Consider the following 24,448-nt stretch of genomic DNA (forward strand, 5'->3'; position numbering starts at 1 on the left):
AGCGCACGCCAGGCGAGCAGGGCGGCGATAATCGCGCCCTTCGAAATCTCCTCTCCGGAGAGCATGGCGATAAACACCGCCTCCAGCACGCCGATCCCGGCTGGAATATGAACGATCACCCCGGCGATACTGCTCACCAGCAGCACCCCTAATACCAGGAAATAGTTAATTTCGCTGCCCAACAGCAGCCAGATTATCGCCCCCATCGCCATCCAGTTCGCCGCCGAGATCCCCATCTGCAGCAGCGCGAAGCGCCAGGAGGGCAGCACCAGCCGCTGGCCTTTAATCGTCAGGTGACGGCGTTTAGCGAACGCGCAGCCGAACAGATAGCAAAGCGTAAGGATCAGCATCACCCCGCCGATAATGCGCAGGGTGGTCTGGCTGATGTACCAGTGCGGCGGTAACTTCACCAGATCCGCCGTAAAGATCACCCCACCGAGCAGGATATAGCCCAGCCAGTTGGTGGTAATGCTTAATGAAAAAATACGGGTGATGGTGCCGCCGTTGAGCCCCAGCCGCGAGTACAGCCGGTAGCGCATGCCGATCCCGCCCACCCAGGTGCTGAGCGTCAGGTTAAAGGCATAGCAGATAAACGATACCAGCATCACCTGGCGTTTCGCCAGCTTATGCCCGCAATAGGCCCGGCCAAGCAGATCGTAGCAGCCGTAGATCAGATAGCTGACGATGACCAGCGCAATGGCGCTAAATAAGGCCAGCCGATCATAGCCACGGATCACCTTCCACACGTCCTGCCAGTCGACCTTCTGCGCGTAAATCACCAATAGAACGATCACGGCGATAAAAAAGAGCACGGTAAGTACTCTTTTCGCCATCCGCCAGCGGGGATGCGATTTGCTCATAGCGGATTATCCCTGGTTTGTGAGTCGACACGATCCTGGGTTTCAATCTCCGGCTGCACCGGCGGGCTGACCCTGGCCAGCCGCGGCGTATGGGCTGGTAGCCAGCCGACCCACGCCGGGAAGTGGCGCAGAAAGTGGAAGGCCATCACGCTGACGCCCAGCCGCCACCAGTTGCGCTTCGGCAGCATCGCTTTATCGATCCGCTGGCAATCTCTGGCGATAAGCCCGTTGAGGTTATCGCGCAGCGTCTGGTTAAACACCCGGTCGTGGATGATCAGATTGGCTTCCAGATTCAGCGACAGGCTCAATGGATCCAGGTTGCTCGACCCGACGGTGGCCCAGTGGTCATCCGCCAGGGCGACCTTGCCATGCAGCGGACGGCGGCGATACTCATAGATCTGCACCCCGCCCTTAACGAGATAGTGATAGAGCAGGTGGGCGCCAAACTTCACAATCGGAATATCCGGCTCGCCCTGGACGATCAGCTTGACCCGCACGCCGCGCCGCGCGGCATTACGCATCGCATGCAGCAGGCGGTAGCCGGGAAAGAAATAGGCGTTGGCAATGATCACCTCCCGGCGGGCGCTGGTCAGCATCTTCAGGTAGTGGCGTTCGATATCGTCGCGGTGATCCTGGTTGTCGCGCCAGATGAACAGCGCCTGCGCCTCGCCGGGAGTCTGGTTGATCTCCGGCTGATGGCGACGGCGGCGCCACCAGCGGCGGGCGGTTTCGCTGTTGGGCAGGTTCTCCAGCTCGAACTGCAGAATATCAAGTACCACCGGCCCTTCGACCTGCACCGCATAATCCTGTTTCGCCTCCGGGCCGTAGTCGCTCATATGCTCAGCGGAGTAGTTAATACCGCCGACAAAGGCGGTAGTGTCATCAATCACCACGATTTTACGGTGCATCCGACGGAACAGGTTGGTGCGCATCCCCATCAGCTTAGGGCGCGGATCGTAGTAGCGAAAAATCACCCCGGCGGCGGTCAGTTCGCCGACAAACTCATCGCTGAGATCCGGCGAGCCATAGCCGTCAAGCAGCACCTCCACCTGAATACCGCGGCGGGCGGCTTTCAGCAGAACCGCGTGCAGCCGCCAGCCCACCTCATCTTCAAACCAGATAAAGGATTCGAGGATCACCCGCCGGCTGGCGCGACCAATGGCCGCAAACAGCGCCGGATAGTACTGGTCGCCGTTCTCCAGGAGCGTAATGCGGTTGCCTTCCTGCCAACGACATTTCACAAGTGTATCTCCACGCTAAGGGGCGCATGATCGGACAGATGCCGCCATTGTTTGAGGGCCAGCGCCTTCGGGTGGCTGGCGTGGGCGTTTTTGACATAAATACGATCGAGGCGCAGCAGCGGAAAACTGACCGGAAACGTGCGCGCCGGCCTTCCGCGGGCGCGGGTAAAGATCTCTTCCAGCCCGGCTTGCGCTTTTAACGGCTGATTCGCCTGCTGACGCCAGTCGTTAAAATCCCCGGCCACCACCACAGGCTCACCGGCGGGCAGGGTATTGACCCACTCCGCCAGCATGGTCAACTGTGCCTGCCGTTGGTCGGCGCGTAAACCCAGGTGAACGCAGATCACATGGATCGTCACGCCGCTCTCTGGCGGCACGATGCGGCAGTAAAGCAGACCGCGTTTCTCGCCGTTGCCGACTGAAATATCGCGATTTTCATAGTATTCAATGGGAAAGCGCGACAGTACGGCATTGCCGTGGTGGCCTTCCGGATAGACCGCGTTGCGCCCGTAGGCGTAATCGCTCCACATGGTGTCGGCGAGAAATTCATAATGGGTGGTATCTGGCCAGTTCTCGATGTGCAGCGGGTGAACTTCATGAGCGCCCATCACTTCCTGCAGGCAAACAATATCCGCGCTGACGCTGCGCACGGCGTCGCGCAACTCGGGCAAAATAAAACGCCGATTAAACGCCGTAAAGCCTTTATGGGTGTTAATTGTCAGCACGTTCAACGAAAATCCCGACGTTGGCTCAGCCATAATTCTCCAGTAAATGTCACTTTCCTGAATAAAATAGTGTAGTAGACGTCACAAAAAGATGCGGTGATACGGAATTTTCCGTAAAGTGCGGTACTCTGAGTAGCAGAGAAAAATCCTTCAGGAGAGAAGCCATGAAGTGGCAACAACGTGTACGCGTCGCAACAGGTCTTAGTTGCTGGCAGATTATGTTGCATCTACTGGTCGTGGCAGTACTGGTGATGGGTTGGATGAGCGGCGCGCTGGTGCGCGTCGGATTGGGACTGTGCGTCCTCTACAGCGTCACGCTGTTGGCGATGCTGTTTCTGCAGCGTCACCACGAGGCGCGCTGGCGCGATGTGGGAGACTTCCTTGAGGAGCTCACCACCACCTGGTACTTTGGCGCGGCCATGATAGCGCTGTGGTTGCTGTCGCGCGTGCTGCACAACAACCTGCTGCTGGCCCTCGCCGGGCTGGTGATACTGGCAGGCCCGGCGGTGGTCTCGCTGCTGGCGAAAGATAAAAAACTACGCAATCTTTCTTCGGAACATCGCATACGCCGCTGAGCCGGTGGTGGCCGCTATGACCAGTAGCGGCCACAAACTTCCCCACACAATCTTCAGACTCGCATCCTTCAGATAAATTTGCTTGGTGATATCGGTAAAATGGCGGATCGGGTTTATCCAGGTCAGATCCTGCAGCCACTGCGGCATATTTTCCACCGGTGAAACGTAGCCCGAAAGCAGGATCGCCGGCATCATAAAGACGAACACGCCGATAAACGCCTGCTGCTGGGTGGCGCACAGCGATGAAATCAATAAACCGAAGCCCACCAGCGATAAGCCATAAATCACCATCGTGAAATAGAACAGCAGCAGCGAGCCGGCAAACGGGATCTGATAGGCCCAGATACCAATCGCCAGCACGATAGTCGCCTGCAGGGTGGCGACGATCAGCGCCGGCACCGCTTTGCCAACGAAGATTTGCCAGGTGGCGAGGGGCGAGACCAGCAGCTGATCGAGGGTACCCTGTTCGCGCTCACGGGCCACCGACAACGACGTCACGATCATCACCCCGATGGTGGTGATCATGGCGATAAGCGACGGCACCACGAACCACTTATAGTCGAGATTCGGGTTGTACCAGTTGCGCACCACCAGTTCGCTGTTGTTCGGCTTTGCTTTGCCCTCCAGCAGCTCCTGCTGATAGTTTTTTACGATCTGCTGCAGGTAGTTGGCGGCGATTTGCGCGCTGTTGGAGTTGCGCCCGTCGAGCAGGAGCTGCAGCGGGGCGGTTTGATAGTTGTCGAGATTACGCGAGAAATCCGCCGGGAAGCGTACCACCAGCAGGGCTTTTTGTTCATCGATGGTCGGCTGGATCGCCTGCGGGCTTTTCAGCAGCAGGACGTGGGTAAAGGCTTTGGCGCGGGCGAAGCGCTGAGTGAGTTCCACCGCGTGGCGGCCGCTGTCTTCGTTGTAGATGGCGATGGTGGCGTTGGTCACCTCCAGCGTCGCGGCAAAGGGAAACAGCAGCACCTGAATCAGCACCGGCATGATTAAAATTGCCCGCGTCTGCGGTTCGCGCAGCAGCGACTGCAGCTCTTTGCGGATCAATGTCCATAAGCGGTGAAACATAATAGCTCCTTTGGCCCATTCAACCACGCCGGGCGGCACTGCGTTTGCCCGGCCTGGGGGATCGGCGAACCGTATAATCGATGTTGGTTAAACCGTAGGCCCGGTCAGCGCAGCGCCACCGGGCAAAACCTAATCCAGACGCCGTTTGGTTTTCAGCCACGTCAGGCCGATAAACATCACCGCCGACGCAATCAAAAACAGCACATTCACCACCAGCACCACCGGAATATTGCCCGCCAGAAACAGGCTTTGCAGGGTGTTGACGAAATAGCGCGCCGGGATCACGTAGGTCACCGCGCGGATCACCGCCGGCATACTGTCTATCTGGAAAATAAACCCCGACAACATAATCGACGGTAAAAACGCGGCATTCAGCGCCACCTGCGCGGCGTTAAACTGGTTGCGGGTAATGGTTGAGATCAGCAGCCCCATGCCCAGGGTGCTGAGCAAAAACAGACTGGTGATGACAAACAGAATCAGCAGCGAACCGCGGTAGGGCACGCCGAGAATAAATACCGACACCAGCATACACAGCAGCATCGCCAGCATGCCGAGGAAATAGTAGGGAATGAGCTTGCACAGCAGCAGTTCGGCGCGGGTGATCTCGGTCGACAGTAGCGCCTCCATGGTGCCGCGCTCCCATTCGCGCGCCACCACCAGCGAGGTCAGGATCGCGCCGACCACGGTCATGATGATGGTGATCGCCCCGGGGATAATAAAGTGCTGGCTAATAGCCGCCGGGTTAAACCAGTAGCGCATCTGCACGTCGATCAGCGGCTCAAAGGTCTCACCGCGGTCTTCCGCCCGCTGCTGCTGCCAGATCTGCCAGATGCCTTCCACATAGCCCTGGGCGAAGTTGGCGGTATTGGGCTCGCTGCCGTCGGTAATCAACTGAATTGGCGCGTCGGCGCCGGGGCGCGCCATCTGGCGGTCAAAGTCCACCGGAATGACCACCATGGCGCGGATGCGCCCGGCCTGCATCATTTGAATCAGCTGCTGGCGATTATCGCTGACCGTGGCGTCGATATAGGGCGAGCCGGTCATGGTATGGACAAAATCCAGCGCCTCTTCGCTCTGTTGCTCCAGCAATACGCCGACCCGCAGTTTGCTGGAATCGAGGTTAATGCCATAGCCGAAGATAAACAGCAGGAGTAGCGGGATCACCACCGCGATCAGCCAACTGCTGGGATCGCGGACGATCTGCCGGGTCTCTTTCACGCACAGGGCGCGGACCCGTCGCCACGAAAGAACGCTATTGCTCATGGCCGTGCTCCTTATCCCATTGGTTAATCAGGGTAATAAACGCCTGCTCCATGGTGGGATCTTTCTGGCTATCATTCGCCGCCTGGGCCTTCAGCGCGTCCGGGGTCCCGCTGGCGATAAGCTTACCGTGGTAAACCAGCCCGATGCGGTCGCAATATTCCGCCTCATCCATAAAGTGGGTGGTGACCATCACCGTCACCCCTTTATCGACCATGCTGTTGATATGCAGCCAGAACTCACGGCGGGTGAGGGGGTCGACGCCAGAGGTCGGTTCATCGAGAAACAGAATATCGGGCTCATGCATCAGCGAGCAGGCCAGCGCCAGCCGCTGCTTGTAACCGAGCGGCAGCTCGTCGGCGGCGTGACGGGCGATACTTTTCAGGCCAAAGGCATCGCTCATCCGGGCGATTTTTTCATTCTGCGCCCGGCCGCGCAGGCCATAGACGCCGGAGAAAAAGCGCAGGTTCTGCTCGACGCTGAGGTTGCCGTACAGCGAAAATTTTTGCGCCATATAGCCCAGATGCTGGCGCGCCTTGCCAGAGCTGACCTTAAGATCCATCCCCAGCACCAGCGCTTTGCCGGAGGTGGGCACCAGCAGGCCGCACATCATTTTGAAGGTGGTGGATTTCCCGGCGCCGTTGGGGCCGAGCAGACCGAAAATTTCACCACGCTTAACCTGGAAATCGACGTGGTCGGTAGCGGCGAAATCACCAAATTTTTTCGTTAACGACTGCGCCTCAATGACCGTTTCGTCTTTGCTGCCGTCAACACGATGGATAATCGCTCCCAACGGCGACTCAGCGGTCCCGGCGCCGCCGAGCAGATCGATAAACGCATCTTCAAAGCGCGGCGCCGTCTCCGCCACCTGTAGCGGCGGCATGTCGCCATGCTGCTGGACTTCCTCAATGCGGGCGTCTTTTTTCAGGATCAGGCGCACCGACTTGCCCTGGATCACGCCATCGCTAATTTGCGGCAGCTTTAGCGCCCGCTGCAGCAGGCGGCGGTTGTTTTCCTGTGGGCTGGAGACGAGGAAACTGCGTCCGGCCATGGTTTGCGTTAGCGCCGTCGGCTCACCCTGGTAGAGCAGTTTGCCTTCGTTCATCAGCAACACGTCGCGGCATTGTTCCGCTTCATCGAGATAGGAGGTGCTCCACAGGATCAGCATGCCGTCGCCAGCCAGCTCGTGCACCATCTGCCACAGTTCGCGGCGCGAGATAGGGTCGACGCCGACGCCGGGCTCATCCAGCAGCAGTACTTTCGGGTCGCCCACCAGGGTACAGGCGAGTCCCAGCTTTTGCTTCATGCCGCCGGAAAGCTTGCCTGCCAGCCGTTCGGTAAACGGGCCAAGGGAGGTGAATTCCAGCAGGCGGTCGAAAATGTTCTTCCGCGCCTCGCCGGTGACGCTGCGCAGGTCGGCATATAGGGTCAGGTTTTCCATCACCGTCAGATCTTCATACAGGCCGAACTTCTGCGGCATATAGCCGAGCACCGCGTGCAGGGCGCTGTCGTCTCTTAGCGGGTCGAAGCCGATCACGCTGGCGCGGCCCTCATCAGGTTTAAGCAAACCGGCCAGCATTCGCATCAGGGTGGTTTTCCCCGCGCCGTCGGGGCCCACCAGCCCGGTGACGTAGCCGGCGCGGATCGTGCAGGTCAGCGGCGCCACCGCGGGCCTGTCCATACCGGGAAAACGGCGGCTCAGGTCGTTTAAGGTGATGACATCCTCACTCATGTCCGTTCCCGTTGTTAAAGGAGACGGTCACCGGCATCCCCTGGCGCAGGGCGCCGTCGGCATCGGTCACCACAATACGCAGACGATAAACGAGGTCGGTACGCAGATCCGGCGTTTCCACGGTCTTCGGCGTAAATTCAGCGCTTGGCGAGACAAAGCCGATTTTACCGTGATAGGGCTTGTCCGGCCGGCCGTCGGTATACAGCAGCACTTCGCGTCCCGGCTGCGCCTGACCAAGGTTTTTCTCGTCAACATAGGCGCGGACCCACACCGGATGGGTTAACGACAGCGTCAGCACGGTGCCGCCGGCGTTGAGCATGGTGCCGGGCTCGACGGCGCGGGTCATCAGCGTACCGTCGGAAGGGGCGATGAGCACGGTATCGTGCAGGTCCAGTTTAGCCTGGGCCAGCGCCGCCTGCGCCTGTTCCAGACTGGCTTTGGCCTGCGCAATCTCCTGCGGGCGGTTACCGGCGCGGTACTGACGCAGTTTGTCCTGCGCCGATTTTAAGGTCGCCTGTGCCTGATCGCGTGAAGAACGGGCGTTTTCGAGGTCGTTGGCGGATATCGCGCTGCTGGCGCGCAGCCCGAGCTGGCGTTGATAAAAGTTTTGCGCATAGTCGTAAGCGGCCTGCGCCTGATTTACCGCCGCAGCGGCCTGGGCAATCTCTTCCGAGCGGTAGCCGGCCATCATCAGGTCATACTGTGCCTGGGCAGTGGAGACGTTAGCCTCGGCCTGCAGCAGGGCATTTTCATACGGCGCGCGATCAAGCTCGCCGAGCGTTTGCCCGGCGCGGATGCTGTCGCCTTCGTCGACGGTCAGCGAAGCCAGTCTGCCGCCGACGCGGAAGCTCATGTTGACGGTGCGGATATCGACATTGCCATACAGGGTCAGCGGCTGCTGCCGGCTGCTCTGGTACCACCACCAGCCGCCGCCCAGCGCGGCGAGAAGAATCACGATCAGCAGAATGACGACGACGGGTTTTTTCATCAGCCCAAACTCCTTTGCGATAACCCATGCAGAATGAAATCGATATGACAGGTAATGACCTCGAAAATCTGTTCGGTCTTTTGCGCGTCAAATTGCGTCCAGCCGGTGCGCAGCAGGATGGTTTCACGCCCAAGACGGAAAGCCAGCACCTCGCCCAGCAGGGCATGGGTGTGGAGGATCATTTGCGTATCACCGGCATCGCGGCCTGTCCAGGCGGCAATCAGCCGGGTGAGATAGTGGTGCAGGGGGGCAATCACCTGCTGGTGGATCAGATGGTAGGCGGCGGTCGGCGCCAGCTGCTCACGGGAAATGAATTTGCTTAAGTTGACCGTATCATCCTGGGTCAGCAGCAGGATCATGTTGTGGCAGGCATTGAGAATGAGGGCGCGAATTGCCTGGCGATCCGGCGACTCTCCGGCGAGCAGGGCCTCCGCCGCTTCGGCCTGTGGGCGAAAATTGTCGCCGATAAAATCGGCGATCCATTGGGCACAGGCGAGATATAAGTCGTCTTTCGAGCCAAAATAATAGGTGATAGCGGCGATATTCTGCCCGGCCTGGGCGGCGATATCGCGGGTGGTGGCATGCTGGCCATACTCGCCAAACTGGGCGATAGCGGCCGCGATAAGCTGATTTTTTGCCTGTTCGCCTTTACTGGTCATCGCGCTCTGTAAAAGTTAATCAATCGATTGATTAACTTTAGGTCCCAATCGACAGTTTGTCTACCGGCCTGGATCAAATATGAAAACCTTCCTCTTTCAGCTCCCCGGCGACCCAGGCGAAGAAGCGCTGGACCTTCTCCTTCTGTTCGTTGGCATGGGGGAGAACGAAGTGGTGCGCGCCGACCGGCATACTCCGCTCGTCGTCAAATACCGGCGTCAGCTGCCCCTGACGCACGTGCCCGCCGGCCAGCAGATTGCTTTCAAGGATCACCCCCATCCCCATTCTGGCCGCCTCGATGCTCATGTACGACCGGTCGAAATTAAAGATGAAGTTTTTATGCCAGCCGCGGACCTTGTGCCACGACAGCCAACTGCTCCAGTTAATTAAGGTGCTGTCGGAGTGGATCAGATCGCAGGCCAGCAGATCTTCCACCGCATGCACAGGATGGCTGGCTAAATAAGACGCTGCGCTGTAGGGCAGGACGCACTCATTTTTAATGGTTCTGACCAGCAGCGTTGGCCACTGTGATAGCCCGTGACGAATATCGATATCAATATTATCCCGGGAGAACTGGATGCTTTCGTATGAACAGGTCAGGCTGATTTTTAGCGCCGGCCACGCCTGGCGAAATTTATCCAGGCGAGGCATCAGCCACAGCAGGCCGAAACTCGGCGCCGAGTGAATACGTAAATAATCCTGATGGATATCGTTGATCACCTGGCTGGTGGCCTGGCCAATCATATTCAGCGCCCCGGAGACCTCTTTGAGATATTTTTCTCCCACCGCCGTTAACATGACGCCTTTACTGCTGCGGGAGAACAGTTTTTTTCCCAGAAAGTGCTCCAGGCTGGCTATCTGGTGGCTGACCGCCGAGGCGGTAATATTGAGATTCTCTGCGGCCAGGTTGAGGCTGCCGGTAGCGGCGACTTCAATAAAGGCCTGGATATTGCGTAAAGAGGGCATCGGCAAATTTTTATTGGGCAGCGGTTGACTCATGGCAGCATCCTGGGCAGGGCGTTTCTAAAAGAAAATAGCGAACAGCGTGGCGCAGTCGTGATAGCCAGCATAGAGAAAAGGGAAAAATGATTTTAATTTGTGATGGACTTAACAATTTATCTCGTTAAAAGAGTGCGTGTCAGTAAACGCTAAAAATTTGCGGGAAGTCACTAACTCAATTTTTCTCAATCATAATTGAGGTTTTTTGAATACCGTTTCATTTTGGGGTTGTTATATTCCTCTCACAGGCCTGATCACAAACGGCGATGCATTGAGATCGCCATTATAAAACACCTAACCACCTGTTTAGCTGAGCGAAAAGATATTTATCTCTTGCTGCTGTATGGAAAGTGAAAACGCGGTGATCCGAAGCGGCAACGGGCAGCGAAGTGGATGAGGTATAAGATGAGGAAACCCTATGTCACGTATAGATACACTAGTCTGTACTGACGCCAGGAAAACAAAATATCGTTTCGTGGTTTTGACGATGATTTTCCTGGTGTATGCCATCAATTACGCCGATAGAACCAATATTGGCGCGGTACTGCCGTTTATCATTGATGAGTTTCATATCAATAATTTTGAAGCTGGGGCCATTGCCAGTATGTTTTTCCTCGGCTATGCGGTAAGCCAGATCCCGGCCGGCTTTTTCATCGCCAAACGCGGTACCCGGGGACTGGTTTCGCTGTCCATTTTCGGCTTCTCCGCCTTTACCTGGCTGATGGGCACGGTGAGCTCCGTGTTTGGCCTGAAGCTGGTGCGGCTGGGACTGGGGCTGAGCGAAGGGCCTTGCCCGGTGGGGCTGGCTTCCACCATAAATAACTGGTTTCCACCAAAAGAGAAAGCGACGGCAACGGGTGTTTATATCGCGGCGACCATGTTTGCGCCGATTATTGTCCCGCCGCTGGCGGTGTGGATTGCGGTGACCTGGGGCTGGCGGTGGGTCTTTTTCTCCTTTGCGATACCCGGGATCGTGGCGGCGATTGCGTGGTATCTGCTGGTTAAATCCAAACCTTCAGAGAGCGGATTTGTTTCACAAGGCGAACTCGAAGAGATTAATGCCGGGCGTGAACGCCATAATAACGGCGTACGCGAGAATATATTAATTGCCGATCGCTTCACCTGGCTGGATAAAATTATTCGGGTGAAAAAGATGGCGCCTATTGATACTGCGAAAGGCTTATTTACCTCAAAGAATATTCTGGGTGACTGTCTGGCGTATTTTATGATGGTTAGCGTGCTGTACGGATTATTAACCTGGATCCCGCTGTATTTAGTGAAAGAGCGCGGTTTTGATGTGATGAGTATGGGCTTCGTGGCCAGTATGCCGTGCATCGGCGGCTTTATTGGCGCGATCGGCGGTGGATGGATTTCGGACAAATTATTAGGCCGCCGGCGTAAACCCACCATGATGTTCACTGCGGTGTCAACCGTGGTCATGATGTTAGTGATGCTGAATATCCCGACGAGCACCCTGGCGGTCTGTATTGGATTATTCTTTGTCGGTTTCTGTTTGAATATCGGTTGGCCAGCTTTTACCGCTTACGGCATGGCTGTATCGGACAGCAAAACCTATCCGATCGCTTCTTCCATTATTAATAGCGGTGGCAACCTCGGCGGATTTGTGGCCCCGATGGCGGCCGGCTACTTACTTGACCAGACGGGCAGTTTTAATTCTGTATTTACCTATTTTGGTATCTGCGCCGCCATTGGCTTGGTGGTGATTCTTTTCCTCGATGAACCACAATAACGGAAATATATCCTGTTAATTAATATGACGTAATGTCATGGAGTGAAACTATGTTATTAAAAGATAAAGTCGCCATTATTACTGGCGCGGCCTCCGCACGCGGTTTGGGCTTTGCCACCGCGAAATTATTCGCCGACAACGGCGCGAAAGTGGTCATTATCGACCTCAATGGTGAAGCCAGCAAAACCGCGGCGGCGGCATTAGGCGAAGGCCATCTCGGCCTGGCGGCGAACGTCGCTGATGAAGTGCAGGTACAGGCGGCCATCGAACAAATTCTGGCGAAATATGGCCGGGTTGATGTGCTGGTGAATAACGCAGGGATTACCCAACCGCTGAAGCTGATGGATATCAAGCGCGCCAATTATGACACAGTGCTCGATGTCAGCCTGCGCGGCACGCTGCTGATGTCGCAGGCGGTTATTCCCACCATGCGGGCACAAAAATCCGGCAGCATTGTCTGCATCTCGTCCGTTTCCGCCCAGCGCGGCGGCGGTATCTTCGGCGGCCCGCACTACAGCGCGGCAAAAGCCGGGGTGCTGGGTCTGGCGCGGGCGATGGCGCGCGAGCTTGGCCCGGATAACGTCCGCGTTAACTGCATTACCCCGGGGCTGATTCAGACCGACATTACCGCCGGCAAGCTGACTGACGATATGACGGCCAACATTCTTGCCGGGATCCCGATGAACCGCCTCGGCGACGCGGTAGACATCGCGCGTGCCGCGCTGTTCCTCGGCAGCGACCTCTCTTCCTACTCCACCGGTATCACCCTGGACGTTAACGGCGGCATGTTAATTCACTAAGCGAGGCAAACAGATGAAGATGACCGAATCACAAAAAGTCGCCGCGGCGGCATGGCGTATTCGCCGTTACGCCCTGCAAATGGGGGAAGTACAGGGGCAGGGCTATATCGGCCAGGCGCTGGGCTATGCCGATGTGCTGGCCACCGCCTTCAGCCACGCCATGACCTATCGCCCGGAAGATCCCGAGTGGGAGGGGCGCGATCGCTTCCTGCTATCTCATGGCCATTACGCTATCGCTTATTATGCCGCGCTGCTGGAGGCAGGCATTATCCCGGAAGCCGAGCTGGAAACTTACGGTTCCGACGACAGCCGCCTGCCGATGTCCGGCATGGCGACCTACACCCCAGGCATGGAGATGTCCGGCGGTTCGCTGGGACAGGGGCTGTCCATTGCCGTCGGCATGGCGCTTGGGCTGCGGCAGAAACAGAGCACGGCCTGGGTCTACAACTCCATGTCCGATGGGGAGCTGGACGAAGGGTCGACCTGGGAAGCAGCGATGTCGGCGGCTCACTATGGCCTGACCAATCTGATTAACCTGGTCGACGTCAACAAACAGCAGGCGGACGGCGATTCGCGCAAAATCCTCGGCTTCGAGCCGCTGCATGAGAAATGGGCCGCCTTCGGCTGGTACGTACAGCGCGTGGACGGTAACGATCTGCCGGCGGTGATGGCTGCCTTTGACAACGCGAAAAATCACTCCGCTAACCAGCCGCGGGTCATTTTATGCGACACGCTGATGGGCAAAGGGGTGCCGTTCCTCGAAACCCGCGATAAAAACCATTTTATTCGCGTCGATGCCGACGAATGGCAAAAAGCGATTGCGGTGCTGGACGCTAACAAACCGGAAGGAGTGCTGTAATGAGCCAGAGTCAACCCCGTTTAAAAACGTCGGCGATGATCGCCTCGATTGCTGATGAAGGCCAGGCGACTGTCTCTGCGCCTTTCGGTGTCGCGCTGTCAAAACTGGCGGCGCAGCGCCCGGAAATCGTCGGCATGACCGCGGACCTGTCAAAATATACCGATCTGCATATTTTCGCCCAGGCCTTCCCGGATCGTTTTTTCCAGATGGGCATGGCCGAGCAGCTGCTGATGGCGGCGGCGGGGGGGATGGCGAAGGAGGGGTTTATTCCTTTCGCCACCACCTATGCTGCCTTCGCCACCCGTCGCGCCTATGATTTTATTCATCAGGTCATCGCCGAAGAGCATCTGAACGTGAAGATCTGCGCGGCGCTGCCGGGCCTGACAACCGGCTACGGGCCTAGCCATCAGGCCACGGAAGATCTGGCGATTATGCGCGGTATCCCCGGCATGGTCATCGTCGATCCCTGCGATGCGCTGGAGATAGAGCAGGCGGTACCGGCCATTGCCGATCACCAGGGGCCGGTATATATGCGTCTGCTGCGCGGTAAGGTGCCGCTGGTGCTGGATAAATACGACTATCAGTTCGAACTGGGCAAAGCGAAGCTGCTGGAGGACGGCAACGATGTGCTGATCATCTCCTCCGGGCTGATGACCATGCGCGCGCTGGAGGCGGTTGAAAAGCTGCGGGCTGATAATATCAGCGTGGCGGTCCTGCACGTGCCAACCATCAAACCGCTGGATGAAAAAGCGATTATTGAACAGGCGTCGAAGCCGGGTCGTCTGGTGGTGACTGCGGAAAACCACACCGCGGTCGGCGGGCTAGGGGAGGCGGTGGCCGCGCTGCTGATGCGTAAGGGGGGGCGCTGTGAGCTGGATATCGTGGGGCTCCCTGACGCGTTCCTGTTAGCCGGCGCGCTGCCGACCCTCCACGATCGTTACGGTATTTCCACCGCGAAGATCGTTGAAAAAATCAAGTATCGTCTGCGTTAATCGTTCTGCGATGACACACCTGGCCGCTGAGCGCACTCAGTGGCCTTCTTCCCCCGCCAGACAAGCGCGGCATTCTTTTGGCAGATTTTATGCGGCCTGTCACAAAATCTGCTAGAATGCGCCCCTTCATGGCATTGTGGTTTTTGCCATCTCTTATCGCAATAATCTCCCTGAAAACTACGCCCTTCACCGGGCCGGGGCGGTTCGGAGTTGTTATGTCTTTTGATTCCCTTGGCCTGAATCCCGATATCCTGCGCGCTGTCGCTGAGCAGGGCTACGTTGAGCCGACCCCTATCCAACAGCAGGCTATCCCGGCGGTAATGCAGGGGCGCGATCTGATGGCCAGCGCCCAGACCGGCACCGGTAAGACGGCGGGCTTTACCCTGCCGCTGCTACAGCGTCTGATTGACAAAGAGCCGCACGCAAAAGGCCGCCGCCCGGTGCGCGCGCTGATCCTGACCCCAACCCGTGAGCTGGCGGCGCAGGTGGGCGAGAACGTCCGCGACTACAGCAAATACCTGAATATTCGCTCGCTGGTGGTATTTGGCGGCGTGAGCATCAACCCGCAGATGATGAAGCTGCGTGGTGGCGTCGACATCCTCGTTGCCACCCCGGGCCGTCTGCTGGACCTCGAACATCAGAACGCGGTCAGCCTTGATAGCGTGGAAATCCTCGTGCTGGACGAAGCGGACCGCATGCTGGATATGGGCTTTATCCATGACATTCGTCGCGTACTGGCCAAACTGCCGGCGCGTCGTCAGAACCTGCTGTTCTCGGCGACCTTCTCCGACGAGATCAAGGGCCTGGCCGAGAAACTGCTGCACAACCCGCTGGAAGTGGAAGTGGCGCGTCGCAACACCGCGTCCGAGCAGATCACCCAGCACGTCCATTTCGTTGATAAGAACCGCAAGCGCGAACTGTTGTCGCAGCTGATCGGCGAAGGCAACTGGCAGCAGGTGCTGGTGTTTACCCGCACCAAGCATGGCGCCAACCACCTCGCGGAGCAGCTCAACAAAGACGGCATCCGCAGCGCGGCTATCCATGGCAACAAGAGTCAGGGGGCACGTACCCGCGCGCTGGCCGACTTTAAATCCGGCGGCATTCGCGTGCTGGTGGCGACCGATATCGCCGCCCGTGGTCTGGATATCGAAGAGCTGCCGCACGTGGTGAACTACGAGCTGCCGAACGTGCCGGAAGATTACGTCCACCGTATCGGCCGTACTGGTCGCGCGGCGGCCACCGGCGAAGCCTTATCGCTGGTGTGTGTGGATGAGCATAAGCTGCTGCGCGATATCGAGCGCCTGCTGAAAAAAGAGATCCCGCGCATTGCGATTGCCGGCTATGAGCCGGATCCGTCCATTAAAGCCGAACCTATCCAGAACGGTCGCCAGCAGCGCGGCGGCGGTCGTGGGCAAGGTCAGGGACGCGGTGGCCAGGGTCAGGGACGCAGCGGACAGCCGCGCAGCCAGAACAGCGCCCCGCGCCGTCAGGACGGCGAGGCGCCGAAAGCGCGTACGCAGGACGGCAAACCGCCGCGCCGCCGTCGCCCGCGTAAACCGGCTGGCGAATAACACGCTGATGCCCCGGCCGCGATAACGCGGCCCGGCTCAGGCCCGTCTGTCCGCTACGCGGCGGCGGGCCTTTTTCTTTCCATTACACTATTTGTCGAGCACGCTTCCACACTCAGCAGAAAGCAATACCTCCGGGCGGGCAAAAATGGCACAATAGTGGCTGTTTATACAGTATTCAGGTTTTCTCATGGCTTTGACCGCTGCGCTGAAAGCGCAAATCGCCGCCTGGTATAAGGCGCTTCAGGAACAGATCCCGGACTTTATTCCCCGCCCCCCGCAGCGGCAGATGATCGCCGATGTGGCGAAAACGCTCGCCGGGGAAGAGGGCAGGCATCTGGCTATCGAAGCGCCGACCGGCGTCGGTAAAACGCTGTCATACCTGATCCCGGGCATAGCTATCGCCCGGGAGGAACAAAAAACGCTGGTGGTCAGCACCGCCAACGTCGCCCTGCAGGATCAAATCTACAGTAAAGACCTGCCGCTGCTGCGTAAAATCATTCCCGACCTGCGCTTTACCGCCGCCTTTGGCCGTGGGCGCTACGTTTGCCCGCGTAACCTGACGGCGCTGGCCAGTACCGAGCCGTCACAGCAGGATCTGCTGGCCTTTCTCGATGACGATCTCACCCCGAATAACCAGGCCGAGCAGAAGCTGTGTGCGACCCTGAAGCAGGACCTCGACAGCTACCGCTGGGACGGCCTGCGCGATCATACCGATAAAGCCATCGATGACGCGCTGTGGAGCCGGCTGAGCACCGATAAGGCCAGCTGCCTGAACCGCAACTGCCACTACTATCGCGAGTGCCCGTTCTTTGTGGCGCGGCGGGAAATTCAGGAGGCGGAAGTGGTGGTGGCCAACCATGCGCTGGTGATGGCGGCGATGGAGAGCGAGGCGGTGCTGCCGGAACCGAAAAACCTGCTGTTGGTCCTCGATGAAGGTCATCATCTGCCGGACGTCGCCCGCGACGCGCTGGAGATGAGCGCCGAGATCACCGCCCCCTGGTTTCGCCTGCAGCTGGATCTGTTCTGCAAGCTGGTCGCCACCTGCATGGAGCAGTTTCGTCCGAAAACCACGCCGCCGCTGGCCAATCCGGAGCGGCTCACCGGCCATTGCGAAGAGCTGTTCGAGCTGATTGCGTCGTTGAATAATATTCTCAATCTCTACATGCCCGCCGGTCAGGAAGCGGAGCATCGTTTCCCGATGGGCGAACTGCCGCAGGAGGTGATGGAGATCTGCCAGCGGCTGGCGAAGCTCACCGAGATGCTGCGCGGGCTGGCGGAGCTGTTTCTTAACGATCTCAGCGAAAAGACCGGCAGCCATGACGTGGTGCGCCTGCATCGGGTGCTGCTGCAGATGAACCGCGCCCTTGGCATGTTTGAAAGCCAAAGCAAGCTGTGGCGCCTGGCGTCGCTTGCGCAGTCCTCAGGCGCGCCGGTAACCAAATGGGCGACGCGGGTGGTGCGCGACGGCCAGATCCATGTCTGGTTCCACTGCGTCGGCATCCGCGTCAGCGATCAGCTGGAACGGCTGCTGTGGCGCAGCGTGCCGCATATCGTCGTGACGTCAGCGACGCTGCGTTCTCTGAACAGCTTTTCGCGCCTGCAGGAGATGAGCGGTCTGAAGGAGAAAGCGGGTGACCGCTTCGTGGCGCTGGATTCGCCGTTCAATCACGTGGAGCAGGGGAAAATTATTATTCCTCAAATGCGCTATGAACCGTTGATGGATAACGAAGAGCAGCACATTGCCGAGATGGCGGCCTATTTTCGCCAGCAGGTAGAAAGCAAGAAACATCTCGGGATGCTGGTGCTGTTTGCTAGCGGGCGGGCGATGAACCGCTTCCTGGAGCATGTGACCGATCTGCGCCTGATGCTGCTGGTGCAGGGCGACCAGCCGCGCTATCGGCTGGTGGAGCTGCATCGCAAACGGGTTGAAAACGGCGAGCACAGCGTGCTGGTGGGCCTGCAGTCCTTTGCCGAAGGTCTCGATTTAAAGGGCGATCTGCTAAGCCAGGTGCATATTCATAAAATCGCCTTTCCGCCCATCGACAGCCCGGTGGTGATCACCGAAGGCGAATGGCTGAAAAGCCTCAATCGTTATCCTTTCGAGGTACAGAGTTTGCCCAGCGCCTCCTTTAATCTGATTCAGCAGGTGGGGCGTCTGATCCGTAGCCATCACTGCTGGGGAGAAGTGGTGATTTACGATAAGCGTCTGTTGACCAAAAACTATGGCGCGCGCCTACTGAACGCGTTACCTGTTTTTCCCATAGAGCAGCCGGGCGTCCCGGAGGTTATAGTAAAACGGAAAGCAAAACTGACAGCAAAACAGACAGGCCGCAAACGTCGCTGACACCGGCGCGTGATGCACCAGGGGGAGCCATGGAGTACAGCAAAATTATAAAAGAGGTGGGTCGCGGTAAGAATCATGCCCGCGACCTCGATGAAGAGACCGCCCGCGCGCTCTACGCGCGGATGCTGGACGGCGAGGTGCCGGAGCTGGAGCTGGGGGGAATATTAATCGCCCTGCGCATCAAAGGCGAAGGCGAAGCGGAGATGAAAGGGTTTTACGCGGCGATGCAGCAGCATACGCTGCGCCTGACCCCGCCGGCCGGCAAGCCGATGCCGATTGTCATCCCCAGCTACAACGGCGCGCGCAAGCAGGCGAACCTGACGCCGCTGCTGGCGATGCTCCTGCACAAGCTGGGGTTTCCGGTGGTGGTTCACGGCGTCAGTCACGATCCCACCCGGGTGCTGACCGAGACCATTTTTACCCTGCTGGACATTCCGGCCACCCGGCACGCCGGACAGGCTCAGGCGCAGCTGGAGGGCCATGAACCGGTGTATATCCCGGTGGGGGCCTTCTGTCCGCCGCTGGAGAAACAGCTGGCGATGCGCTGGCGGATGGGCGTGCGCAACAGCGCCCACACCCTGGCCAAGCTGGCTACACCGTTTGGCGAAGCGGAGGCGTTGCGTCTCTCCAGCGTGTCGCATCCGGAATATGTTCCCCGGGTGGCGAACTTCTTTCGTGAGACCGGTGGCCGCGCGCTGTTGATGCACGGTACCGAGGGTGAAGTGTACGCCAACCCGCAGCGCTGCCCGCAGATCAGCCTGATCGATGAGCAGGGCGTGCAGGTGCTGTACGAACGCCAGACTGAGACGACAACGGAGGCGGTGGTCCTGCCGGCCTCGAAAGATCCCGAGGTCACCGCGCGCTGGATCGAGCGCTGCGTCGCCGGCGTCGAACCGGTGCCCCACTCGTTGAAAATTCAGCTTGCCTGCTGTCTGCTGGCCAGCGGGGAGGTCACCACCCTGGAGCAGGGCCTCAGTCGTGTCAACGACTGCTGGTGATCGGATCTGCAGGATAAAAAAAAGCCCGTCCGGTGGCTCGGACGGGCAAGGCAAGGGTATTAAAGGTCTTTTCAGGGTTAATTCAGTGGCTTACAGAGGGAACAGCGATTATTTATAGATAACCGCGGTACCGCTCAGTTTGTTGTTGGTGTTAGCGGAAGTAATGCTGTAGCCAGTCGCACCAGCGGCTTCGGCTTTAGCAGCCAGTTTTGCTTCCAGACCATCTAAAGTGGTTGCGCCTTGCGCAGACACCACACCGATTTTATTCATGCTTTCAGCCTGAGCGGGGGTGACCGGTTCGGCGGCAAACGCGCCGAAGGAAAGGGCAGTCAGAGCGATGGCAGCGGCAGCATATTTGATGTTTTTCATAGTTAATCTCTCGCAGGTTGTTCTGTTCAGGGGACGATGTTCCGTCGATGTGATAAGTATCACGCTTTTTTGCGGGAGATAAAATCGAAGGAAATTCACAGTCCTCATCGAATTTTTTGAATGATTAATAATTTACTGATTATTAATAAATTATTTCTCATTCTTTTCGCCACGAAGCGTAGCGAGGAAGACCGACGCGTTTAAGGGCACATATTGCGACTTTTTCCGCCAAAAAATGTGCGCGAAAAGATAATGCGAAAGGCTGTCATGAACGGTAAAGGAAAGTCAGCGTAGCTGGCTATCCTTGGATCCTCGACGATTATATCCTGAAAATGTATTGTTATGTAAATCTTTCTCCTGCTGGCATTTCACGCAATATCTGACCCCTGGGATGGCCTGTCGACGGGCCTCCGGAATCGGCTCTCCGCATTCATCACAAAATTTGTTGCTTTCGCCGCGCGGAAGCTCACGGCGCGCGCGAGCCACCGCATCGTCAATGGTGCTGTCGATCTGATCCTGAACGGCCCCATCGCCTGCCCAACCTGATGCCATCGTCTGCCTCCTGTGAAAGGTTATTGATAAATTATAGCTGAACCGTGCAGTCGGTTACCGCTGCTGGCAGCATTGACCCGCCAGGCTATCGCCCCCTGGCGGTGGGCCTTATCCGCGAGGGCAGCCACCAGATCATCAAGGGTGCTGGCACCGGAGGCGGAGACGGTACCGACAGGGCGGAGCGGGCCGTCATAGGGCAGTACGGGTGTCGGTGGCAGGGGAGAGGCCGCGGCGGCATGAGCGGTGAGCGCAGCGGCGAACAGCAGCGAGGTGATTTTCATCAGCATATCCTCATAAACAGCATGGGACATAGCTTAAGTGTAGGTCTTTCCAGACCGCGCGATAGGGAATTTTTAATGCAAAAACAAGGCGTTTTGCATGCTACCGGCGCAGGGCAGCGGTACTCTGGCCGGTAGATTATTTAGCGGGCGTCAGGGCGGATCATGTCAAAACGCAGACTGTCATCAATACTGTAATAGGCGCTCGGACCTCCGGCGCGCAGGATCGGCTGGGCGCGGGCGGTTTGATAGATGCCGTTGTCCAGCAGTGATTCATCAATATGCACGGCGATCACTTCGCCGAGCACCAGCCACGTATCGACAGGGTTACCGTCGGCGGTGGTGAGTTGAATACATTGCGACAGACGACACTCAAAGTTCACCGGGCTCTCCGCGACCCGGGGGGCGCTGACCAGGCGGCTGGCGGCGGCGGTGAGGCCGGCGCGCACGAACTCGTCCTCATGGTGCGGGATCGAGGCAGACGTTTCATTCATCGCCACGGCCAGCGGGCGCGTCGCCAGGTTCCAGACGAACTCCTTCGTCTCGACAATATTTTGTACGCTGTCTTTCCAGCCGCTGCTGGCGAAACCAATGATCGGTGGCCGATAGTTAAAGCAGTTAAAAAAGCTGTATGGCGCCAGATTACGGTGGCCCTCAGCGTCCTGCGAGGCGATCCAGCCTATCGGGCGAGGCCCGATAATCGCGTTCAGGGGGTCATGCGGCAGGCCGTGGCCCTGTGAAGGTTGATAAAAGTACATGCTGCACCTGTCACGGATAAAGGAGATATCCAGACTCCCTTATTTACCGCGCCGCCGTCAACGGGTATCTTACGCGGCTGTTCAAAGGAGATTGTCATGAAAGCCCAGAAACCGGGGTTACACCCGCGTAACCGCCACCATCAACGCTACGACCTGCCTGCGCTCTGCCAGGCGCATCCTGACCTGCAGGGATACATTACGCTCAATCCGCTGGGTGAGCAGACCATTGATTTTGCCAATCCGCAGGCGGTGAAGGCGTTGAATAAAGCGCTGCTGGCGCATTTTTACGCGGTTAAACACTGGGACATTCCTGACGGCTTTCTCTGTCCGCCGGTGCCTGGGCGTGCCGATTATATTCATCATCTGGCGGATCTGCTGGCGCAGGATAGTGGCGAGGTGCCAAAGCAAGCCACGATCCTTGATATTGGTACGGGTGCCAACCTCATCTATCCCTTGATCGGCGTTCATGAGTACGGCTGGCGCTTCACCGGCAGCGAAATCAGCCCGGAGGCCTTCGCCAGCGCGCAGGCCATTGTCAATGGCAACCCCGGATTGACCCGGCAGATCCGTCTGCGTCGGCAAAAAGAGAGCCAGGCCATCTTCCACGGCGTGATCCACAAAAACGAGACCTATGACGCCACGCTGTGTAATCCGCCGTTCCATGACTCCGCAGAGAGCGCCCGGGCAGGCGGTGAGCGCAAGCGCCGCAATCTCGGACTCGGCGCCGACAGCGCGCTTAACTTTGGCGGTCAGCAGCAGGAACTGTGGTGCGAAGGAGGCGAAGTGGCCTTTATCTCGCAGATGATCCGCGAAAGTCAGGCTTTCGCCCGCCAGGTGAAATGGTTTACCTCGCTGGTGTCGCGCGGCGACAATCTGCCGCCGCTCTACCGCCTGCTGACCGAGGTTGGGGCCGTGAAAGTGGTGAAAAAAGAGATGGCCCAGGGGCAAAAGCAGAGCCGGTTTATCGCCTGGAGCTTTATGGACGACGCCAAACGCCGCCGTCCGTTCTAACGCTACTCGGCGGCCGGGCTGTCTGAGCCCGGCATCGGCAGCTGTTGCCAGGTCTGTATCGGGGCGCGAACCCCGGCGCGGTCGAAGTGCTTTTTCACCTGAGTGTCGAGGGCAAAGCGCACCGTCCACTGCTTCAGCGGCAGGGTAGTGAAGCTGACGCGTAGCGTGAAGGCGGTATTGCTCAGCCCCACCAGCCCGGCGAACGACGGTTCGCCAATGATCAGGCCGCGGATCTCCTCCTGGGCCAGCAGATCGTCCACCGCCGCCTTCAGCGCCTGGCTGGCTTTATCCAGATCCTCGTGACGGTCGACATCATAGTTGGCGACCACCGAGCCAATGCCGCGCACGAAGTTGGCAAAGGTGGTAATCGAGGACCAGGGAATAATGTGATAGGCGCCGGTATCCTGCCGTACCCCCACGGAGCGAATCGACATTCGTTCTACGGTGCCGGTCAAAGGGCCGATGGTGACTAGGTCGCCGGTATTCATCCCGTTCTCAAACTGGATAAATATGCCGGTGATAATATCTTTAACCAGCGTTTGCGCGCCAAACGAAATAGCCAGCCCTAACGCCCCGGCGCCCGCCAGCAGCGGCGCAATGTTAACCCCAATCTCCGAGAGCAGGATCATCACCGTGATGGTGCTGATCACCACCGCCAGCGCGTTGCGAAACAGCGTCAGCAGCGTCCTGGCCCGCGCGCTGGGCAGTGGGCGGCCATGAATATCCGACGCCAGTCGGTTTTCGATCAGGCTGGCCAGCACCGTCCAGCCGATGGCAGAGAAGAAGAGGATGAGGGCGATGCGGATCAGCACATCCACCGTTTTTTGCCCGGCATCGTTGTGCAGCCATTCGCGGAAGTCAAACAGGCCCCAGGCGCTCAGCAGCAGCATGACGGCGACGCAGACGGTGAGAATGCGTGCCGCCTTCAGCGAGGCGGAGATCCAGCCGTTCAGCCGCTTTTGCAGCTCAGGATAGTTGCGCTGGGTGGCGGGTGACAAGGTAATGGTTTTGGCTATCCAGCGTGACAGGATGCCGGACACCAGCGCCGCGCCGCCGATAATGGCCAGGCTTTGCAGGGTGGCGCCCATCATGAATTTCAGGCTATTGCCCGGGTCGAACAGGGAGAAGAAAAAGAGCACCACAAAGTAGGCGCAGGCCAGCCAGTGCCAGACCAGCGCGAAGGCGCGGATAAACAGGCTAAAGAAGGAGAGCGAACGGTCGGCCAGATGGATTAGACCCTGCGTAATCAAGGCCTTGTTATGAAAAATCAGGTACAGCGCCCACAGCGTAATGCACAGCATGATGACGACGTTAGCCAGCGCACCAACCTGAACATTCACCTGATTGGAAATAATCGGCACCGCGACAATCAGGCCATAGCCAATCAGGCTGCTGAGCGCGCTCAGGCGCAGACTCCAGTATGACGCGGCCTCGTCGCTGAGGTTAAAGGGCCGGAGCGCCGGGATGCGCGGGCAGAAAATGAGCCGCAGAATGGCTTTAAAAAACTCGATCAGCGCGAAAGCGTTGAGGAAAAGACTCTGCTGGAAGGCAATAGTGGGGTTATTACCATTCAGCCGATCGCTTAACAGCTGACCGACAAACAGGGTCAGCGCCAGCAGCAGCAGGTCGATGACAAACGCCCCGGCGATGGTCAGGGGCAGCTGGAGCCAGTTTCCGCGATCGCGGTTTTTATGCCGCCCCCATTCACCCATTTTGCGATACAGCGGCAGCGCCGCAAGACGCACCAGCCACCAGAAGGCAAAGACCAGGCCGGCCAGCAGTAAAAAATGCCAGGCCGCGCTGGTGAAGGTTTGCGAATTAAAAGGTTTATGCGGTGAGCCGGTGATATTGCGCCACAGTTGAGAGAAGCGAGACGAGAGCTGCTCGCCGTATTCCCGGCTGATCTGCGTGACGTTCTCCAGCACCGTGGTCTCTTCTTTCACCGCCGGCGGCGTCAGCGTCGGGGTGCTGTCTGGCGGCGGCGTGGCGGCTGCTTTACGCAACTGGTCAATGAGCTCCTGACGGGCGCTGTCGTTAGCCAGCACGTCAGCCAGCGCGGCG

General features: G+C 58.3%; 23 protein-coding genes. 9 read left to right on the forward strand and 14 right to left on the reverse strand.

All coding sequences use genetic code 11. From position 1 onward, the window contains the following. From CWM53_RS22850 to CWM53_RS22860, 3 genes are all read right to left on the reverse strand, one after another. On the reverse strand, positions 1–860 hold an 860-nt coding region (locus CWM53_RS22850; RefSeq protein WP_100750875.1), incomplete at its 3' end, for a lysylphosphatidylglycerol synthase transmembrane domain-containing protein. Further along, entirely contained in the window at positions 857–2,101 is a 1,245-nt protein-coding gene (gene clsB, locus CWM53_RS22855) for a cardiolipin synthase ClsB (protein ID WP_074386484.1), read from the reverse strand. The genes clsB and CWM53_RS22850, both read right to left, overlap by 4 nt. Next, positions 2,098–2,859: an endonuclease/exonuclease/phosphatase family protein gene (locus tag CWM53_RS22860; protein WP_008805754.1), complete on the reverse strand. Its 762-nt coding sequence runs from the start codon at positions 2,857–2,859 to the stop codon at positions 2,098–2,100. The genes clsB and CWM53_RS22860 overlap by 4 nt, the downstream gene beginning before the upstream one ends. 131 nt (positions 2,860–2,990) lie before the next feature. Between CWM53_RS22860 and CWM53_RS22865 the strand changes: the two genes are divergently transcribed. Continuing rightward, complete coding sequence (locus CWM53_RS22865; RefSeq protein WP_012542390.1) at positions 2,991–3,401, forward strand: YbhQ family protein; 411 nt, start codon at positions 2,991–2,993, stop codon at positions 3,399–3,401. Here CWM53_RS22865 and CWM53_RS22870 read toward each other — a convergent pair. From CWM53_RS22870 to CWM53_RS22895, 6 genes are all read right to left on the reverse strand, one after another. After that, a complete protein-coding gene (locus CWM53_RS22870) occupies positions 3,363–4,469 on the reverse strand; it encodes an ABC transporter permease (protein WP_012542389.1) in 1,107 nt (368 codons plus the stop codon). The genes CWM53_RS22865 and CWM53_RS22870 overlap by 39 nt on opposite strands. Before the next feature lie 129 nt (positions 4,470–4,598). Next, the gene (locus CWM53_RS22875; RefSeq protein WP_100750876.1) at positions 4,599–5,732 is read right to left on the reverse strand and encodes an ABC transporter permease; all 1,134 of its coding nucleotides are present in this window, start codon (positions 5,730–5,732) and stop codon (positions 4,599–4,601) included. After that, positions 5,722–7,461, reverse strand: coding sequence for an ATP-binding cassette domain-containing protein (locus CWM53_RS22880; protein ID WP_074386481.1), 1,740 nt, complete (start codon positions 7,459–7,461; stop codon positions 5,722–5,724). The genes CWM53_RS22875 and CWM53_RS22880 overlap by 11 nt, the downstream gene beginning before the upstream one ends. Continuing rightward, the gene (hlyD, locus tag CWM53_RS22885) at positions 7,454–8,449 is read right to left on the reverse strand and encodes a secretion protein HlyD (protein WP_074386480.1); all 996 of its coding nucleotides are present in this window, start codon (positions 8,447–8,449) and stop codon (positions 7,454–7,456) included. Before hlyD ends, CWM53_RS22880 begins: the two co-directional genes overlap by 8 nt. Further along, positions 8,449–9,108: a transcriptional regulator CecR gene (cecR, locus tag CWM53_RS22890; RefSeq protein ID WP_061155260.1), complete on the reverse strand. Its 660-nt coding sequence runs from the start codon at positions 9,106–9,108 to the stop codon at positions 8,449–8,451. Before cecR ends, hlyD begins: the two co-directional genes overlap by 1 nt. Before the next feature lie 73 nt (positions 9,109–9,181). Then, on the reverse strand, positions 9,182–10,105 hold the full coding sequence (locus CWM53_RS22895; RefSeq protein WP_074386479.1) for a LysR substrate-binding domain-containing protein: 924 nt from the start codon (positions 10,103–10,105) through the stop codon (positions 9,182–9,184). A gap of 418 nt (positions 10,106–10,523) precedes the next feature. Here CWM53_RS22895 and CWM53_RS22900 point away from each other — a divergent pair, with 418 nt between their 5' ends. From CWM53_RS22900 to ybiB, 7 genes are all read left to right on the forward strand, one after another. Next, positions 10,524–11,855 (forward strand): MFS transporter, encoded by a 1,332-nt coding sequence (locus CWM53_RS22900; RefSeq protein WP_074386478.1) that lies wholly within the window; start codon positions 10,524–10,526, stop codon positions 11,853–11,855. A gap of 50 nt (positions 11,856–11,905) precedes the next feature. Next, complete coding sequence (locus CWM53_RS22905; protein ID WP_074386477.1) at positions 11,906–12,655, forward strand: SDR family NAD(P)-dependent oxidoreductase; 750 nt, start codon at positions 11,906–11,908, stop codon at positions 12,653–12,655. Positions 12,656–12,668: 13 nt separating this feature from the next. Continuing rightward, positions 12,669–13,514 (forward strand): transketolase, encoded by an 846-nt coding sequence (locus tag CWM53_RS22910; protein WP_074386476.1) that lies wholly within the window; start codon positions 12,669–12,671, stop codon positions 13,512–13,514. Next, positions 13,514–14,506, forward strand: coding sequence for a transketolase family protein (locus CWM53_RS22915; protein WP_100729812.1), 993 nt, complete (start codon positions 13,514–13,516; stop codon positions 14,504–14,506). Before CWM53_RS22910 ends, CWM53_RS22915 begins: the two co-directional genes overlap by 1 nt. Positions 14,507–14,721: 215 nt before the next feature. After that, entirely contained in the window at positions 14,722–16,077 is a 1,356-nt protein-coding gene (gene rhlE / locus CWM53_RS22920) for an ATP-dependent RNA helicase RhlE (RefSeq protein ID WP_008805766.1), read from the forward strand. A gap of 187 nt (positions 16,078–16,264) precedes the next feature. Next, positions 16,265–18,421: an ATP-dependent DNA helicase DinG gene (dinG, locus tag CWM53_RS22925; RefSeq protein WP_074386474.1), complete on the forward strand. Its 2,157-nt coding sequence runs from the start codon at positions 16,265–16,267 to the stop codon at positions 18,419–18,421. A gap of 29 nt (positions 18,422–18,450) precedes the next feature. Continuing rightward, positions 18,451–19,419: a DNA-binding protein YbiB gene (gene ybiB / locus CWM53_RS22930; RefSeq protein WP_100676026.1), complete on the forward strand. Its 969-nt coding sequence runs from the start codon at positions 18,451–18,453 to the stop codon at positions 19,417–19,419. A gap of 108 nt (positions 19,420–19,527) precedes the next feature. Here ybiB and ybiJ read toward each other — a convergent pair whose 3' ends face one another. The 4 genes from ybiJ to CWM53_RS22950 all read right to left on the reverse strand — a co-directional run bounded on the left by ybiJ (position 19,528) and on the right by CWM53_RS22950 (position 21,376). Next, a complete protein-coding gene (gene ybiJ, locus CWM53_RS22935; protein ID WP_004176772.1) occupies positions 19,528–19,788 on the reverse strand; it encodes a DUF1471 family protein YbiJ in 261 nt (86 codons plus the stop codon). 285 nt (positions 19,789–20,073) lie between these two features. Beyond that, positions 20,074–20,340 (reverse strand): DksA/TraR family C4-type zinc finger protein, encoded by a 267-nt coding sequence (locus CWM53_RS22940; protein WP_002895824.1) that lies wholly within the window; start codon positions 20,338–20,340, stop codon positions 20,074–20,076. Between the two features lie 20 nt (positions 20,341–20,360). Then, a complete protein-coding gene (locus tag CWM53_RS22945; RefSeq protein ID WP_074386616.1) occupies positions 20,361–20,621 on the reverse strand; it encodes a DUF1471 domain-containing protein in 261 nt (86 codons plus the stop codon). A gap of 140 nt (positions 20,622–20,761) precedes the next feature. Beyond that, positions 20,762–21,376 (reverse strand): flavin reductase family protein, encoded by a 615-nt coding sequence (locus CWM53_RS22950; protein ID WP_074386472.1) that lies wholly within the window; start codon positions 21,374–21,376, stop codon positions 20,762–20,764. Between the two features lie 96 nt (positions 21,377–21,472). Between CWM53_RS22950 and rlmF the strand changes: the two genes are divergently transcribed. Then, on the forward strand, positions 21,473–22,387 hold the full coding sequence (rlmF, locus tag CWM53_RS22955; protein WP_008805773.1) for a 23S rRNA (adenine(1618)-N(6))-methyltransferase RlmF: 915 nt from the start codon (positions 21,473–21,475) through the stop codon (positions 22,385–22,387). Positions 22,388–22,389: 2 nt separating this feature from the next. Here rlmF and ybiO read toward each other — a convergent pair. Next, the coding region (gene ybiO / locus CWM53_RS22960; protein ID WP_100750877.1) for a mechanosensitive channel protein at positions 22,390–24,448 on the reverse strand (2,059 nt) is incomplete at its 5' end.

This window comes from Klebsiella sp. A-Nf5 (genome assembly GCF_002810545.1).
Taxonomy (GTDB): Bacteria; Pseudomonadota; Gammaproteobacteria; order Enterobacterales; family Enterobacteriaceae; genus Klebsiella; species Klebsiella variicola.